We start from the raw sequence: 17,339 nt of genomic DNA, 5'->3' as shown, positions 1-17,339 counted from the left end.
TATACTGTCATGATTCTACATAGATACAAGTGAGGTGGGGGCATGGAAACATTCATGACTGTATTATCTTTATTCGTCGTGGGAGGTTTGCTCCTCCTGCGTGGGTACGCCATGTCATATCGAAGGAAGAATCGGAGGGATAACGATGGGGAAGAATGAATTGCTGGCGGATTATTGGATGCAGGAAGTTGAAGGGAAAAAAGCAGGTAACTGGCTAGTCGACAGGGTATCCTTCCATGAGAAAGACGGCGCGAAAGTCGCACAGATCAGCGGGGAAGGAACCATCCTTAGTGAAGAACATGATGGAGAGGAAGATATCATCACGTATCGGATGTGTGCCACTTTTCTCGTCCATAAACAACATGCGACCTACCACGAAGAAGAAGAGCATACGCACATAGCACGTCTGCGCGAAGGACAGATCATTCACGATGAGCGGGTGGAGGAAGCTGTCCAGCCGCATGTGCCGGGCCTTGTTGTCCGCGAAAACAACGATGAGGATTTTGACCGACAGTTCAACTATGACAGGCGAGCAGCTGTGCAGTATGCCGAAAGATGGTGGAATGATTATAATCCTGCTTATAAGAAATTTGAAGTCGACTGTACGAATTACGTCTCGCAATGTCTGCGGGCAGGCGGAGCACCGATGCGCGGGGAGCCGGATCGGAACTCAGGATGGTGGTTCAATGGAGAGAATTGGAGCTATAGTTTCACTGTGGCAAACGCCTTACGTTGGTATTTGAGCGGATCGACACAAGGTTTGCGCGGCAAGGAAGTGGCTGATGCTAGGCTGCTTCGCCCAGGAGATGTGATTTGCTATGATTTCGAAGGAGACGGGAATTTCAACCATAACACAATCGTTGTTGCCCGCAACGCCCAAGGTGAGCCGCTGGTGAATGCTCATACAGCCAATAGCCGGATGCGACACTGGGCTTATGTGGATTCCCCTGCATACACAGACAATGTCGTATATAAATTTTTCCAGATTGGGCAATGACCTCTGCTGTGCTATACTGGTAAGGTTGAAAGTTGAAAAGCAGAGGTGAAAGTATATGCCAAGACATATCGTACTATTCCAGCCAGAAATTCCAGCTAACACAGGGAACATCGCCCGTACCTGCTTAGCGACAGATACGGCTTTGCATCTGATTCGTCCGCTCGGTTTCTCGACGGATGACAAAATGCTGAGAAGATCCGGATTGGACTATTGGCATGACGTGGATATCCATTATTACGATAGCATAGAAGAGCTATACGAAAGATTTCCGGAAGGAATCTTTTATTATATTGAAAACTTTGGTACCAAGCATTATTCGGATTTTGATTTCAGCGATACGGACCAAGATTTACTTTTCGTTTTCGGTCGCGAGTCGACGGGCATACCGAAAGATTTGCTTGTAGGAAAAGAGGAGCAGTGTCTGCGCATCCATATGACAGATAAAGTTCGATCTTTGAATCTATCGAATACGGCAGCGATTATCATTTATGAAGCTCTTCGGCAGCAGCGTTTTGATGGTTTATCCTGAACTGCACATCATGTGCAGTTTTTTTAGTTATTTAGACATAGAAAAATAGGGAAAAAATAGTACTTTTACCGCTTCCATTTGGTAGTAATATACTAATGTTACTTATATCCGGTGGATTTACTGTTATGACAAGGTATAATGGATGGCATGAATAATATGAGAGATTGTACGCTATTGCTACAGGCATTTTGGAAAAAGATTCGTTCCTTGAGGAAAAAAAAGATGCTGACACAAGAAGAATTGGCTGGCATGGCGGGTTTTAATCGATCGTACTACTCCGATATTGAAAATGGAAAAAGGAATATTTCTTTTGTTGGAATCAGTAAATTGGCGAATGCGCTTAATCTGGAAATGATGGATTTACTGCCCACAAGGGAGGAATACTACAAGCTCCTTGAATCAGAAGCAAGACACAGCCAGGAAACGATTACTTACATATAGGGCAGCACTGCTGAAAGGCAGTTACGCAAAACTTCAGGGGCTAAGGGATAAAATTCTATGCCAGCCAGCTGCAAAGATGAATTTCAAGCTGTCAGGTGTGACAGCTTTTTTAAAGGAGAATGAAATTGATTTTTAAACGTAAACGCATCCAAGATATACTGCTGGGTGATGTCATTGGAAGTGATATCGTTTTAGCGGATAAAACAAAAGTGGATAAAGGAACTGTCATCACGGCTGCTGTACTTGATCGGCTGAATCAAAATAAAGTGCCATCTGCCATTGTGGAAACAAAAGAGGAGACAGCAGGTGATTTCTTCAGCAAATCAGATCGTCTTCAGCGGATGATAAAACAGCTGATGGAAATGGAAACGGATCATCAAGCTACCTATAAACGCAGCATGGAGAAACATTTTTATACTAACCTGTCTTATATAGCATTTGAGTACCGCTATGGAAAATTATTATATGAAGAAGAAAGTATCCGTTTCCTGAAAGATCTTTATGTGAAAAGCTTAAAGACGATGGGGCGAAGCAGTTTGTGGCATCTTCTGGAACAGCGGGATCCGTACGCATTCATCCACTCCTTGGACGTTTTCGTCATCGGAACGATGGTTGCATATCATATGAATGCCGTCCAGTTGGACCTGTGTGCGACCGGGTATTTATTCCATGATATCGGAAAAGTTGAAATACCGCGGGAAATACTTGATAAGTCAACCTCACTGTCCAAAGAGGAGTACGAAATCGTACAAACGCATACAATCAAAGGAGAAGCACTTCTGAACCAGGCGGGTGAGCCATTGCTTGGGCGCTATGCCAGAAGTCACCATGAACGTTTGAACCGTAAAGGCTATCCTGATGGTGCTTATTTGCCGGAATTGGGAGTGGATTTGCAAATACTGGCAGTGGTTGATACGTTCTCGGCCCTCACATTATCACGTTCCTATCGGGAAGTGCTGCCAGCTGCAGAAGCGATCCAGCTGATGCTGGAGATGTCGGACGCATATCCGAAGAAAATCGTGAAAAAACTCGCACAGCTTATGCATATTTTCCCTAGCGACATGAATGGGGTCGAACTCGATGACGTGATGATGGATACGTACACGGACGAGGCACATATGGAAATCGGATGGAAGCAAAAGCCGTAACAGCTGCGATATGGAATTGCTGGCATGATAGAGAAATCCCAGGCATACATTAAGGTAATCGCCATTTGTTTAACAATGCCTGGGAGGTTAATGGATGATGAATATACTGGATAAGGTACAGCAGTATCGCCAGGAACAAGAGAAGCTTCACTGGGAAGGAACGCTTTCTGATTATCTGCGTTTGTTGAAGGATCGGCCTTATCTTGCTCAATCTGCACATTCCCGTGTATATAATATGATCAAGCATAAAGGCATTGAAGAAGAAGATGGTGTGAAAAACTACAGCTTCTTCAAAGATTCGTTATTCGGTCTCGAGGAGCCGCTTGAGAAGCTCGTGGAAGAATACTTCCACCCGGCAGCTCGGCGACTGGATGTGCGTAAACGAATTCTATTGCTCATGGGTCCTGTCAGCGGGGGGAAATCCACACTTGTCAGTTTGCTCAAACGAGGTCTCGAGGAGTATACCCTGACAGATGAAGGAGCAGTTTACGCCATTAAAGGCTGCCCGATGCATGAGGATCCGCTGCATTTGATCCCTGGACATTTGCGCAAGGATTTTGAAGAGGAATATGGCATACGGATCGAGGGGAATCTTTCTCCACTGAACGTGATGCGTTTGGAAGAAGAGTATGATGGCAAAATAGAGGATGTTGTCGTGGAGCGGATATTCTTTTCCGAGGATAAACGCTCCGGTATCGGTACATTCAGTCCTTCAGACCCCAAATCACAGGATATCGCCGATTTGACGGGCAGCATCGACTTTTCCACCATTGCGGAGTATGGTTCGGAATCAGATCCGAGAGCTTACCGATTTGATGGGGAACTCAATAAAGCCAACCGCGGGCTGATGGAATTCCAGGAGATGCTCAAATGTGACGAGAAGTTCCTTTGGCATCTGCTTTCCCTGACACAAGAAGGCAACTTCAAGGCTGGCCGATTTGCCTTGATCAGCGCGGATGAATTGATCGTTGCGCACACGAACGAATCGGAGTATCGCTCATTCATTGCCAATAAAAAGAACGAAGCATTGCATTCCCGGATGATTGTCATGCCAGTTCCGTATAATCTTAAAGTAGATGAAGAAGAGAAAATCTACCAGAAAATGATCTCTGAAAGTGATATAAAAGATGTCCATATCGCACCGCATACGTTGAAAATTGCTGCAATGTTCACGATTCTTACCCGATTGAAAGAATCGAATCAAGGCGGTATCAGCTTACTGAAGAAAATGCATCTATATAATGGGAAACTTTTGGAGGGTTTTAGCGAAGCGGATATTCAGGAACTCAAAAAAGAGCATAATGATGAAGGCATGAGCGGCATCGATCCACGTTATGTGATCAATCGCATTTCTAGTACGATCATCAAAAAAGAAATGCGTTCCATCAATGCATTGGATGTGCTTCGTTCCTTGAAAGATGGTCTCAGCAGTCATGCATCGATCTCCAAGGATGATCGGGAACGTTATTTGAACTACATTGCCGTAGCACGGAAAGAATACGATGAAATCGCCAAGAAGGAAGTGCAAAAAGCATTCGTCTATTCTTATGAAGAATCAGCTAAGACATTGATGGATAATTATCTCGATAATGTCGAGGCGTATTGCAACAAAACAAAGTTGCATGATCCTTTGACTGGGGACGAAATTTCATCCGATGAAAAGCTGATGCGGTCGATCGAAGAGCAAATCGGCATCTCGGAAAATGCGAAGAAGGCTTTCCGGGAAGAAATCCTCATCCGGATATCTGCTTACGCAAGAAAAGGGAAGAAGTTTGATTATCAATCCCATGAACGGCTGCGGGAAGCAATTCAGAAAAAACTGTTCACAGATTTGAAAGATGTCGTGAAGATCACAACGTCCACCAAAACGCCTGATGAGCAGCAGCTGAAGAAAATGAATGAAGTAGTCGCTACACTGATAGATGAATATGGTTATAATTCCACATCAGCAAACGACTTGCTCCGCTATGTAGGAAGTTTGCTGAACAGATAAAATAAACCGCCGGGATCCCGGCGGTTTATTTGTATTCTCAGGCGGATAAAAGCATGAATCCTGCAAAGATGGGGAGCAGGACCATTGCTGTTTTCAAGTAGACCGGGCGTACACGTTTGGTGAATTTAGCACCGATATACGAGCCTATCATTGTTCCGGCAACTACCTCCAACAAAAGCTTGATATCCAAGAAACCAAGCTGTGCATAACCGACGCCTCCTGCCAGCGCAATCGGAATGATGATCATCATTGTTGTACCGGCAGATTTTTGTGCGGAGAATCCAAGCAGCATCAATAAGCCGATTTGAATGAATGGAGCAGAGCCAATCCCGAATAGTCCGGATAATGCGCCAGTTAAAACACCGAGCAGTGCAGATGAAACGAAGAATACAATATTATTTTGGTAAATGAATGCAGTCAATGTATTTTCTTTTGCTGTCTGTTTACCCATCAGCATCAGGCGGATGCAAAGTACCACACCTGAAAGGACGAGCATCCCGGCTGTCAGATAGTTCAGGATATCCTCCGGTATGATACCGGAAAAATGGGAACTGATGAATGCGCCGATTGCGCCGAAGATCCCGATGATGAGTCCTGCCCGCAATGTCACGTTTCCTTCACGGTAATGACTGACGGCACCTGAAAAAGATGAAAACAGCATGGATGCAAGCGCTGTACCCAATGCGACGTGTATTGGAAAACCGAACAGCACAGTCAAGATGCTGATGATGAATCCTGATCCGCCAGCACCTACAAAACCAATGATAAGACCAGCAGCAATCATGATAAGGATAATTTCGATAGCCATAATATTACTTCCCTCATTTCTTGTTGTATCCTTATTTAATCATAGTAAAATGATATTGTATAATGCATAAAAAACATATAATTAATGCAGAAAGGTTATAGGTGATATGATGGAATGGCAACAGCTGGTTTATTTTAAGGAAGTAGCCGAACGCGAGCATTATCTGCAGGCTGCTAAGGCCTTGGCAATCTCGCAGCCGGCATTGAGCCGTTCGATTCAGAAGCTGGAGGAACAGCTTGGTGTCCAGCTGTTCGAAAAGCGGGGCAGGGGCATTGTACGGAGCAGATATGGCGATGCTTTTTATACACATGCTGTGAGGATTTTGGAGGAGATGGAAAAGGCTGAAAAGCAAATACGCAAAATGAAGGATCCGCATTATGGGGAAATTACACTCGGATTCATGCGTTCGCAAGGACTTCAGCATATCCCGCGTTTGCTGAAGCATTTCAAAGAAATTTACCCGTCGGTGGAATTTTCCCTGAATCAGGGTTCCACAGAAGAACTGATCAATCTGCTGAATGAAGGTAAACTGGATTTATGTATCTGCAATGTCGATTCCCGGGCGGAAGGGCTGACGTGGCGGAAACTGTGGACAGATCAGTTATATGTATATGTATCCACTACGCATCCGCTGGCAAATGAAAAGGTACTGGCACTGAAACAGATCGAAAAGGAACCATTCCTACTGATACGGCCAGGATACAGTGCCCGGGTGATGTTCGAACAGATTGTCGAAAAATATGGTCTGGAGCCCAAAATAGCATTCGAAAGTGAGGATATGATGACCATATTGGGTTTCGTTGCTGCTGGACAAGGTATAGCGCTGCTGCCATCCTTGGAGACTCTCCATATGCATCATGTCAGAAGCATCCCTCTCATTGAACCGACGGAGAGGCAAATCGGGGTAGCATGGCGGGAAAACAGTGTGCGTTCACCAGCCAGCGAACATTTTATCGAACAGCTGGTCACGTATGCAACAGCATTTTCCAAATAAAGCGATTCATATCGCTTTATTTTTTTTGTTAAACATTTCGCATAATTTGTCGAAGCTTCATAACAATAATTTACGACCTCTTCATGAATCCTTAATACATAACTTTTAGAATGAATGCGGGAGGACAATCCCGATAAAAGATTGGAGGAATTTGATGAAACGTCCATATCGAGTGGCAGCCGGATTCAGCGTGTGCCTACTGCTGATGCAAGCAGTGGTGCCGGCATCCATTCCAGTTGCAAAGGCCGAAGACAAACTGCGGGAAGAGAAGGTTTCCATAACAGAAGTGTATGGCAGTGAAAAGCAAAGTGCCGAAGGGTTATCTTTTATTGAAGTACATAATGGAACGAAGGAAGCAAAATCATGGAAAGATCTTGAGCTTACATACACAACCGATAAAGAACAGAAGATCCTCACCCAAGAGCAAGATGAGCAAATACCGGCAGGTGGTTATGCGGTCCTTGCCTTGGACAACGAAGCGACAGTTGAAACATTCAACGGTCATTTCGGAACCGAGCTGACGGATTCAGCATTCACCAATGCTGCAGAACCCTACATATTCCAAGACGGCGAGCAGCAGATATCCATCTCAGACACTGCAACCGATCAAACCTCAGTATCTGTATTCCACTTTCAAGATGTGGAGCAGACAGAAAGCATCCACTTTGCAAATGACCAGAAAACACCTACCATCCTGGCCGCACCATCACCAGGTTCAGAAATGATTGAACAAAACGAACAAGTAAAAGAGCAAGAATCACAGCCTGATGCTCCGGGACAGGAAGCTGACGAAGAGCCTGCTGATCAAGGGAAACAAAAGCCGAGTGGAGAAGCACCTGAGAAAGAAGAAGCTGATTCCGAAGCTGTAGATCAAGAGGATGAAAAGCAAGCTGAAGGGGAAGAGGAGCCAGCTGAAGAAAAACAAGAAAAACCTGAAACGGAGAAAGAAGAAGCTGAAGCAGATACAGAACAGGCTGAGGCAGAGGATGAATCCGAACAAGCAGAAGAGCAGCGGCCTGCTATCGTCCATGAAGCGATTGGAACACACGATAGCGGCAGTGATCTGACAATCCGTGCTTCTATGGAGGGTGGGAAGGCAGAGAAAGCTGTTCTCACCTATGTCACTGCCCCGGGCATGGTTGAACAGAAAGTGGACATGGCCGATAAAGGTGATGGAAGCTGGGAAGCGGTTGTCCCAAAAGAAGCCTTTTGGAGTACAACTTTCCAATACAGTATCGAAATGATGAGCGAGGAGCAGCAGCTTCGTTTTCCCGACAATGGTTTTCAGAGCATGGAAGTAGCTGTGTCTGCAACCGATTCACAATCGCAGCCACCGGCACTTATTACTGAAATTGTTCCTGATAGTGACAATATCAGTGGTTCCGATGCGTATGAGTTCATCGAAGTTTACAACAATTCCGACCAGCCGATGAACTTGCAGGATCATAAATTATCTTATCAATATCCAGACGGTAGGCAGACAGATTGGGATATCGATCGTGATATCACACTGGATCCAAAAGAGACCGCGGTCATCTGGATCAAGAATGATGCCAACCAATCGCTTGGACTTGCGGATTTCAATCAACATTATCAAACCCAGCTGTCAGATGATCAAGTGATCGAGATCCATAATGGCGGTATGGCAAACGGGTCTGCACGTACGATTGCCATCCAAGCTGACAGCGGCGCACAGCTTGCGGCAGCAAGCTATAATGACACAGAAGGGATGGATGATACCCATCCGAATCAAGGCATCACATACAAAGCTTCCGGCTCGGCACAGATGACAAAGGTGGGGCTCCAGCAGCAAGCATCACCCGGCAGTTTGATTAGCGGACAAGTCCCTGCTGAACCAGTCAATGTGGAAAAAGATGACACTGCTCCTGAAATCACACATGAACCTGTGAATGCTGTGTCCATTCCAAATCCACTTCAAATCGAAGCATCGATTAAGGAAGAGAATTTCATTCAGCATGTCACTTTGTATCTCAAAAAAGCCGGTATGGAAGATTATGAGCAATACAGTATGCAGCAAACAGAAGATTCATATGCAGTGGAAATCCCCACTGCTGATTTGCAAGCTGGCACAATGGAATACTACATCGAAACATCCGATGGTTTCAACACTGCCAAAACAGAAACGTTCAAAGTGGGAGTGAAAGAGCCGGATACCGATTTTACAGCGCTTCCTTCTTTATTGGTAACAGAGTTGGTTCCGGATTCTTCCAATGTGAATGGCGCTGATGGATATGAATTCATCGAGGTTTACAATAATTCCACAGCACCAGTCGATATGCAGGACTATGATTTGCCATATGTGTATCCGGATAATCGAGTGACCAATTGGAGACCTGACGAAAGTCCGGTCATACAGCCTGGTGAAACGGCTGTCTTTTGGATCATCAATGGGTCCAATACAGAATTGACTGCCGATGATTTTAACGCGAATTATGGCACGAACCTCACGCTTGGTGAGAATCTGTTCAAAGTAAGTTCAGGGGGGATGGCCAACGGCAGTCAGCGTGGAGTCGGGGTTGCGACCAAGACAGGCAATACTGTGGCGATGGCAACATATAACGATACAGAAGGCGTCAAGGATACTGCTGCCAATATGGGCATCAACTATAAATATCCGCTCGATGGCACAACGAATATGCTCAAGCTGAATGCTGGTACCAATCTCGGTACTCCGGGAAGTGTCTCTTCCGAACAAGTCCCAGGTGAACCAATACAAGTCGAAGAGGATGCGGCATCACCGGAAGTGCGGGATCTGACGGAACAGCAAACAGTCAGCCAAACAGAAGACTTACAGATTACAGCAGAAGCTACTGACGATAAAGAAGTGAAACGAGTATCGGTATTTTATCGAACAGATGATGGTGATTACAAACAGGTTGATCTAACTAAAAACGAGCAGACAGGCTACTATCATCACACTATTTATACGCCAGAATTGATAGCGAAAGACTATGTGGAATATTATGTGACGGCAACGGATGGCGTCAATGAATCAAAGACGGATACAAAGCGGGTGAGCATTGAACGCGACCAAAAAGAAACAAGCCCAAGGCTCAATGTTGAGGAAGGGCAGCTGCTCTCCGGTACGTATAAGCTTAAAGCAACATCCGATACAGCGGATCCGAAGTTATTCATCGACGGGGAAGAAGTCGAGCAGACGGACAGTGCATTGGAAACAGAAGCTTACTTCGCATATGATGTGAATGGCATCAACACATATTTCCAGAATGCTGTGGTGCAGGATGGCGAAGTACTGCACATATTCGATGATTGGATCGAAACATATACGACCATCACCGTTCCGATCGATCCAAATACGCTCAAGGCTGGAGCGAACACCATCAGTATTCATTCAGGTAACAAAGCTTCACCGTTCCAGCTGGAATCCCCGGAAAACCGCGATGACTTTGATGCGAAGAATGTCCGGCTTGTATTAGGTGATGGAACTGTTCTGTATGACCCTGCATTTGCCGATCCAGATCAAGTGATCGATATCGGCGACAATGGGAATTATCGACCAGTTCAAGATTTCACCTTTACGATTGATCCTGAAAAGTTTCAGGCTCACGCGTACAATTGGGATACGACAACTGTTGATGATGGCACACATACCGTTGAAGCAAGAGACGGCGAATCATCCGATAAAGTGTCTGTCACGGTCGATAATACTGTACCTGTAATCGAAACATCCATGAATGATGGGGAATCGTATAAAGGACCATTCACGATCGAAGCAAGTGCAGAGGATGCTCTGAGCGGTCTGGACAGCTTGACAGCTGAATTGGACGGAAAAGAAATCGAGCTTCCATATGAAACGTCATCTGCAAGCTTACCTGCAGGTGAACATCAGCTTATTTTGCGGGCATCTGATAAAGCCGGAAATGAAGAAGTACAAACCATCACTTTCTCTACACCGGAAGAACATCCAGTTGCTCCGGAATTGATCAAACCGGAAGATGAAGCTGGGGATGTCGGGAAAAACCCTGAACTTGAAGTAAAAGTGACTGACCCTACCAGCGATGATATGGATGTTACTTTCTATCAGGGGCATAAGTACAAAGTCAGCCAAGATAGTGACATCAAAGCATTCAAGAATGCAGCAGATTATGAGCCACCATCTGACTATGCTCCCGAAGGGGAAGAAGCATTCAGCAGTGGGGATATCGAAAAGGTAGCCGATGTGGATGATCAATACTTAATCAATGACAGCGAAACGCAATTCCCTTACCATCGTTTCGAGGTTCCGGTTTCCAAGGATGTCGACGATAAAAATGTCGTCGAGGTCAATTGGAGCGGTAATTCATTGCCAGGTCGCAAGGTCAGCATGTATGCTTGGGACCACCAAGAAGAAGATTGGCAGCTGATCGATTATAAAGTAGCCGGGGATGAAGATTTTGATTTGCAAGGATCGGTGGATGTAGATACTTTTGTGAAAGATTATAAAATCAACGTCTTGATTCAGGATGAGATTGCGATCGAGGAAGAAGATTATGATTATTCGTTCGTATGGATGTCCGATACACAGTATTATTCCGAAAGCTATCCGCATATCTACAACGATCAAGTGAATTGGATTGCAGAGAATAAAGATAAGTACAATATCGATTATGTTTTCCATACTGGTGATATCGTGAACTTCTCAGATCAGGAATACCAATGGGAAACTGCGGATAAAGCGATGAAAGTGCTGGAAGATGCCAATATTCCTTACGGTGTCTTGGCAGGGAATCATGATGTGGAACAAAAGAGCAATGACTATGCGGATTATTATCGCTATTTCGGAGAGGACCGTTTTAAGGATAAGCCTTGGTATGGTGGTTCTTATAAGAATAACAGAGGACATTATGATCTGATTTCCTCCAATGGAAATGACTATATCATGGTCTATCTCGGCTGGGGTATCGATGATGAGGGGATTGCATGGGCAGACTCGGTGCTGAAAGCACATCCAGACCGCAAAGCAGTGTTGAACTTCCATGAATACTTGCTTTCTTCCGGTAATCGTCATCCAATCGGAGAGAAGCTTTATCAGGAGCTTGTGCTGGATAATGAAAATGTGTTTGCAGTGTTATGCGGTCACTACCATGCAGCCGATATGCTCGTTGATGAAATAGATGACGATGGGGATGGAGCAACAGATCGAAAAGTTTATCAAATGCTCGCCGATTATCAAGCAGGTCCAGAAGGCGGCCAAGGCTACATGCGCATCTTGCTTTTCGATGCTGAAACCGACCAAATCAAGGTAAAAACGTATTCTCCATACATGGGAGATTACAATTACTATGATGAAGAAGAGTTTCCTGGCGTAGATGAATTCTCCATCGGACTCGAATTGGATGCACAGAAGAAACGTGTGGCAACCAACTATGTGGAAGTGAATGTTTTCGGGACAAAGGAAATCGGGAAAGCCGAAAATGTAAAAAGTGGAGAGAATGCTTCCGTTACATGGGAAGGATTGACATCTGACCATGAGTACGCCTGGTATGCGGTTGCGGAAGATTCCCATGGTGGAAAAACGAAATCGGATCTGTGGACATTCACCACAAATGGCGGAGCTCCTTTACCAGAGGATAATGGAAATGAGCCACCTGCGGAAACTCCTCCTCATGATGAGAATGAGCAGTCAGATCCAATCGTCGATGGTGGAGAAAATCCGCCTGCTGATAAAGAAGAAAATCCTCCTTCCGGGAATGCAGAGGATCCGCTGCCTTTAGATGAAGGAGACGATGCAGGGAAGGATGGGCAAGAAGGAAAGACAACTGTACCTGTGAACCAGCAGACAGGGAATGGGGATAAAACAATTACACCTATTGATTCAAATAAATCTAAATCGACACCATTCGGCAGTATACTGCCTGAAACAGCAAGCCCTATATTCAACTATATATTGTTAGGGGCAGCAATCATCGCCTTTGGCGGTGCGTTGTATTGGTTCAATAGGAAGAGGACAACCAACAAATGAGAATGGAAGATAACTGGAAGAAATCCTTCCAGTTATCTTCTTTTTTAATTAAAAAAAGCAATGTTTTTTTCTTCTTGAAACCAAAATGTAAAAACGCTTTCAAAATGATGATATTTATGAAGGCGACTTGCATAAACCCCTTTATATCAACAAAGAAAGCGTTTTAAATATTTTCTCATTTTAGTTGTAAGTTTTATCTGGTTACGGTATATTGGGAGTGTGAAAACGAAACGAACCACTTAATTTTATTTCCAATTTCTAAGCCTTTATCATTTAAAAAAAGTTACTTCTATTGGGGGGAGCAGTCGTGGGACAAAAGGAATCTAGCGAAAGATTCTGGGAGAACTTCCATGGACCGAATATGGGTTACGTGGAGGAGCAATACGACAAATACAGGCAGGATCCGGAATCAGTGGATGCATCGTTGAAAGAATTATTCGATACACATGGAGAACCGCATTTGGCACAGCGTCAAAGGGGAGACGCACCAGATGCAGGACCTTCTGAATTCTCCATCAGGAAAATGAAGGCTGCGATTCAGCTTGTCGAAGCTATTCGCCGTTACGGGCACTTGGAAGCGGATATTTATCCAGTGGGCGGTGAGCACGAGGAAACAGCCGTGCTAACTGAAATGGAGGATTTCGGGCTGACTGAAACCGATTTGAGGAATATACCGGCTAATTATGTGTGGGAAGATGCTCCTGGAAATATACATACGGCATTGGATGCCGTGCAATTGCTGAAGGAAAGATATGCAGGGACCATCTCCTTTGAATACGATCATGTAGCAAATAATACAGAACGAAAATGGCTCCAGGAACAAATCGAGGCCGCCTCTTATATCCCGGAGTGGGAAACCGCTGACAAGAAGGAAATTCTGAAGCGCCTTACAGATGTCGAAGGCTTCGAATCTTTCTTAGCACGTACCTTCGTCGGTCAGAAGCGTTTTTCAATCGAAGGACTGGAATCAATGGTGCCGATGCTGGATGCAATCATCAAAGAAGCATGTCTTGCCGATACGGATCATGTCATGCTTGGAATGGCGCACAGGGGGAGATTATCCGTGCTCGCGCATGTGTTGGGCAAGCCTTTTGATCTCATCTTTTCCGAATTCAATCATACGGGTGAAAAAGAATTGCTTCCTTCCGAAGGATCCAAAGGGTTGCATGGAGGCTGGACGGGTGATGTGAAGTATCATTTCGGTGCTGTAGCGGAACATCATGAAGGGCAAGAGAAACATACGACCATCACATTGGCGAATAATCCGTCACATTTGGAATTCGTGAACCCGGTTGTGGAAGGTTTCACCAGGGCGGCCCAGGATGATACGTCTAATCCGGGCTATCCGGAACAAGATCCATCGAAAGCACTCAGCATCCTCATTCACGGAGATGCTGCTTTCATCGGGGAAGGTATCGTTGCCGAAACACTCAATCTTGGAGATTTACCGGGTTATACTACAGCGGGTTCCGTGCATATCATCGCAAATAATCAAGTTGGTTTCACAACGAACCGCCGTGATGGCCGTAGTACGCGATACGCAAGTGACTTGGCAAAAGGTTTTGAAATTCCAGTCGTACATGTGAATGCGGATGATCCGCTTGCTTGTGTCGCTGCTGCATCACTTGCTTTCCGCTACCGTCAGCGCTTCCACAAGGACTTCTTGATCGACCTTGTCGGGTACCGACGCTATGGTCACAACGAGATGGATGAACCTCGTTCGACACAGCCTATCCTTTATCAAGATATCGATGCGCATGACACAGCAGCGAAAATCTTCTCTGCGAAACTAGAAGGAGAAGAAGTCATCACCGGGGAAGAAGGCTATGAAACACTGCGTACACAAGTCGATGAACGTCTGAAGGACATTTTCCAGAGTATGAAGGAAGAAGATGCTAAGGAAAAAATGCCTAAACCGGAACCGGAAGCTTTGAAATGTGAGTTGCCGGATATCGAAACCAATGTTCCGGCAGATACATTATTCTCTCTAAACCGACAGCTTCAAAAACGGCCGGAAGGATTCCAAGTGTTTAAAAAACTGATCAAAATCCTTTCCAAACGGCATCAGACTTTTGAAAAAGAAGGAAAGGCCGACTGGGCCGTTGGTGAGATTCTTGCCTATGCGAGCATCTTGCAGGATGGCACACCGATCAGGCTGACCGGTCAGGATTCAGAGCGAGGTACATTTGCCCACAGGCATATGGTGCTGCATGATGTCGAGACGGATGCAACGTATTCGCCGCTTCATGGATTGGAAGATGCGAAATCATTCGCACTTCATAATAGTCCGTTATCAGAAGCGGGTGTCATCGGCTTCGAGTATGGTTACAGTGTTCAAAAACCAGACACGTTTGTCCTATGGGAAGCCCAATTCGGTGATTTTGCCAATACAGGGCAAGTGCTGTTCGATCAGTTCATCGCTGCCGGCCGCGCCAAATGGGGAGAGAAATCCAATATGGCGATGCTTTTGCCACACGGATATGAAGGCCAAGGTCCTGAGCACTCCAGCGGCCGCGTGGAAAGATTCCTCCAGCTTGCTGCTGAAAATAACTTGATCATTGCCAATGTGACAAGTTCCGCTCAGCTATTCCACCTTCTGCGCAGACAAGCGAAGCTGGGAGGAAAGGAAGAAGCCAGACCGCTCGTCATCATGACGCCTAAAAGTCTGATGAGAAGTGCCCGTCTGGCAAGCAAGCTCGAAGAATTCACAGAAGGCAGCTTTTCGTCCTTGCGAGTTCAGCCCAATAACGAGGCAACTCCCGATACAGCAAGAACCCTTGTCCTTGGAAGCGGGAAAGTGATGGTGGACTTGGAAGAAGCGATGGAAAAAGAAACAGGGGCTTTCGAAGAGCTCCATATCGTGCGATTGGAGCAGCTTTATCCGTTCCCGGCACAGAAAATCAAACAGATCCTCACAGACCATCCTTCTATCAGTGAAGTGAGGTGGGTGCAGGAAGAACCACGCAATATGGGAGCATGGACATTCGTCCGTGACAGAATTGAAGCCATTTTGTCAGAAGATCAGACACTTGCCTATATCGGCCGTCCGGATCGTGCATCACCTGCAGTGGGTAAGCCTGCTGTCCATAAAACAGAGCAAAAGCAGATCATCAACCAAGCCTTAAAGCTGTCCAAGGGAGGAGTTAGCGTATGAAGGAACTGAAAGTACCAGAGCTGGCAGAATCAATCACAGAAGGAACAATCTCTGAATGGCTGGTCAACCCGGGTGACCAAGTGGAAAAAGGAGACCCTGTCCTGGAACTGGAAACAGACAAGGTAAATGTCGAAGTCAATGCTGAATACAGCGGTGTGGTCAAGGAATTGCTGAAGGAAGCTGGGGATGATGTCGAGGTTGGCGATATCATTGCGACAGTCGATGAAAATGGCGAAGCTGGCGATGAGGAAGATGCTTCTGCTGCCAAAGAAACAAAAGCGGAAGCTGCTGCTGTCGCAGAAGCTCCGGCCAAAGAGAAGCAGGAAGAGACAAAAGTCGAAGCGGCTGAACCGGCTGCAGCTAAAAATACACTGGCAACTCCGGCAGCCCGCAAGCGTGCCCGTGAACTTGGAATCAGTCTTGATGACATTACAGCACGTGATCCTTTAGGCAGAGTACGTCCAGAAGACGTCGAGGAAGCAGCCAAACCGAAAGAGAAGCCTGCCAAGCAGGCAAAAGCCGAAAAACAAAAGCAGTCGGAGAAAACGGAATTCGATAAGCCTGTCGAGCGTGTCAAAATGACACGCCGCCGTCAGACGATTGCAAATAGACTGGTGGAAGCACAGCACACTTCTGCCATGCTCACCACTTTCAATGAAGTCGATATGACAGCTGTCATGCAGCTTCGCAGTGAACGGAAAGATAAATTCCTGGAAAAGCATGATGTAAAGCTCGGGTTCATGTCATTCTTTACGAAAGCAGTCGTCGGCGCACTGAAGGAATTCCCTTACATTAACGCGGAAATTCAAGGCAATGAAATAGTTTTGAAAAAATTCTATGATGTTGGTATTGCTGTATCCACAGACGACGGACTGGTCGTTCCGGTGGTACGTGATGCTGACAGACTCGATTTTGCCGGCATTGAAAGTGAGATTAGTCGATTAGGCAAGAAAGCCCGCAACAAAGAGCTTAGCTTGGATGAGCTGAACGGTGGCTCCTTCACAATTACGAATGGCGGTATTTTTGGATCACTCGTTTCCACACCGATTCTTAACACACCGCAAGTTGGTATCCTGGGAATGCACACAATCCAGAAACGTCCGATTGCAATGCCAGATGATACGATTCAAATTCGCCCGATGATGTACTTGGCTTTATCTTATGATCATCGTATCGTCGATGGAAAAGATGCAGTTCAGTTCCTGGTACGCATCAAACAGCTGCTTGAAGATCCGTACGATCTCCTCTTGGAAGGTTAAACGATACAAAAACCGCCCTCTTATAAAGAAGGC

Annotated in this window: 10 protein-coding genes and 1 riboswitch; of the genes, 9 read left to right on the top strand and 1 reads right to left on the bottom strand. The window is 45.6% G+C overall.

The window, feature by feature from the left end; all coding sequences use genetic code 11:
* Positions 1-145: 145 nt before the first annotated feature.
* The 5 genes from SFC66_RS14085 (at position 146) to SFC66_RS14065 (ending at position 5,108) form a co-directional block, all read left to right on the top strand.
* Complete coding sequence (locus tag SFC66_RS14085; protein ID WP_411219373.1) at positions 146-997, top strand: amidase domain-containing protein; 852 nt, start codon at positions 146-148, stop codon at positions 995-997.
* A 55-nt stretch (positions 998-1,052) separates the two neighbouring features.
* Entirely contained in the window at positions 1,053-1,526 is a 474-nt protein-coding gene (gene trmL, locus SFC66_RS14080) for a tRNA (uridine(34)/cytosine(34)/5-carboxymethylaminomethyluridine(34)-2'-O)-methyltransferase TrmL (RefSeq protein ID WP_411219372.1), read from the top strand.
* Positions 1,527-1,664: 138 nt separating this feature from the next.
* Positions 1,665-1,967, top strand: a complete 303-nt coding sequence (locus SFC66_RS14075; RefSeq protein WP_411219371.1) for a helix-turn-helix domain-containing protein — start codon at positions 1,665-1,667, stop codon at positions 1,965-1,967.
* A riboswitch (cyclic di-GMP riboswitch) is annotated at positions 1,958-2,043 on the top strand. Its footprint overlaps the gene before it by 10 nt.
* A gap of 49 nt (positions 2,044-2,092) precedes the next feature.
* Positions 2,093-3,115 carry an HD-GYP domain-containing protein gene (locus SFC66_RS14070; RefSeq protein ID WP_411219370.1) on the top strand — a complete coding sequence of 341 codons (1,023 nt, stop codon included), beginning with the start codon at positions 2,093-2,095 and terminating at the stop codon, positions 3,113-3,115.
* Between the two features lie 97 nt (positions 3,116-3,212).
* Positions 3,213-5,108, top strand: coding sequence for a PrkA family serine protein kinase (locus SFC66_RS14065; RefSeq protein WP_411219449.1), 1,896 nt, complete (start codon positions 3,213-3,215; stop codon positions 5,106-5,108).
* A 37-nt stretch (positions 5,109-5,145) separates the two neighbouring features.
* On the opposite strand, the gene SFC66_RS14060 is transcribed toward SFC66_RS14065, so the two are convergent.
* A complete protein-coding gene (locus SFC66_RS14060) occupies positions 5,146-5,916 on the bottom strand; it encodes a sulfite exporter TauE/SafE family protein (RefSeq protein ID WP_411219369.1) in 771 nt (256 codons plus the stop codon).
* 106 nt (positions 5,917-6,022) lie between these two features.
* Between SFC66_RS14060 and SFC66_RS14055 the strand changes: the two genes are divergently transcribed.
* The 4 genes from SFC66_RS14055 (at position 6,023) to odhB (ending at position 17,306) form a co-directional block, all read left to right on the top strand.
* Positions 6,023-6,910: a LysR family transcriptional regulator gene (locus tag SFC66_RS14055; protein ID WP_411219368.1), complete on the top strand. Its 888-nt coding sequence runs from the start codon at positions 6,023-6,025 to the stop codon at positions 6,908-6,910.
* Between the two features lie 154 nt (positions 6,911-7,064).
* The gene (locus tag SFC66_RS14050) at positions 7,065-12,893 is read left to right on the top strand and encodes a lamin tail domain-containing protein (protein ID WP_411219367.1); all 5,829 of its coding nucleotides are present in this window, start codon (positions 7,065-7,067) and stop codon (positions 12,891-12,893) included.
* A gap of 307 nt (positions 12,894-13,200) precedes the next feature.
* Positions 13,201-16,047, top strand: coding sequence for a 2-oxoglutarate dehydrogenase E1 component (locus SFC66_RS14045; RefSeq protein WP_411219366.1), 2,847 nt, complete (start codon positions 13,201-13,203; stop codon positions 16,045-16,047).
* Positions 16,044-17,306, top strand: coding sequence for a 2-oxoglutarate dehydrogenase complex dihydrolipoyllysine-residue succinyltransferase (odhB, locus tag SFC66_RS14040; protein WP_411219365.1), 1,263 nt, complete (start codon positions 16,044-16,046; stop codon positions 17,304-17,306). Before SFC66_RS14045 ends, odhB begins: the two co-directional genes overlap by 4 nt.
* Positions 17,307-17,339 lie beyond the last annotated feature (33 nt).

The organism is Terribacillus saccharophilus (assembly GCF_046592895.1).
In the GTDB taxonomy this organism is placed as follows: Bacteria; Bacillota; Bacilli; order Bacillales; family Amphibacillaceae; genus Terribacillus; species Terribacillus saccharophilus_D.
This window is presented reverse-complemented; position numbering and strand designations above follow the sequence as displayed.

What these genes read in the sequence shown, in the direction of transcription:
- SFC66_RS14085 (WP_411219373.1), top strand. Translation starts at nt 146, where the DNA reads ATGGGGAAGAATGAATTGCTGGCGGATTATTGGATGCAGGAAGTTGAA.
- SFC66_RS14075 (WP_411219371.1), top strand. Translation starts at nt 1,665, where the DNA reads ATGGATGGCATGAATAATATGAGAGATTGTACGCTATTGCTACAGGCA.
- odhB (WP_411219365.1), top strand. Translation starts at nt 16,044, where the DNA reads ATGAAGGAACTGAAAGTACCAGAGCTGGCAGAATCAATCACAGAAGGA.
- trmL (WP_411219372.1), top strand. Translation starts at nt 1,053, where the DNA reads ATGCCAAGACATATCGTACTATTCCAGCCAGAAATTCCAGCTAACACA.
- SFC66_RS14060 (WP_411219369.1), bottom strand. Translation starts at nt 5,916, where the DNA reads ATGGCTATCGAAATTATCCTTATCATGATTGCTGCTGGTCTTATCATT.
- SFC66_RS14050 (WP_411219367.1), top strand. Translation starts at nt 7,065, where the DNA reads ATGAAACGTCCATATCGAGTGGCAGCCGGATTCAGCGTGTGCCTACTG.
- SFC66_RS14065 (WP_411219449.1), top strand. Translation starts at nt 3,213, where the DNA reads ATGAATATACTGGATAAGGTACAGCAGTATCGCCAGGAACAAGAGAAG.
- SFC66_RS14055 (WP_411219368.1), top strand. Translation starts at nt 6,023, where the DNA reads ATGATGGAATGGCAACAGCTGGTTTATTTTAAGGAAGTAGCCGAACGC.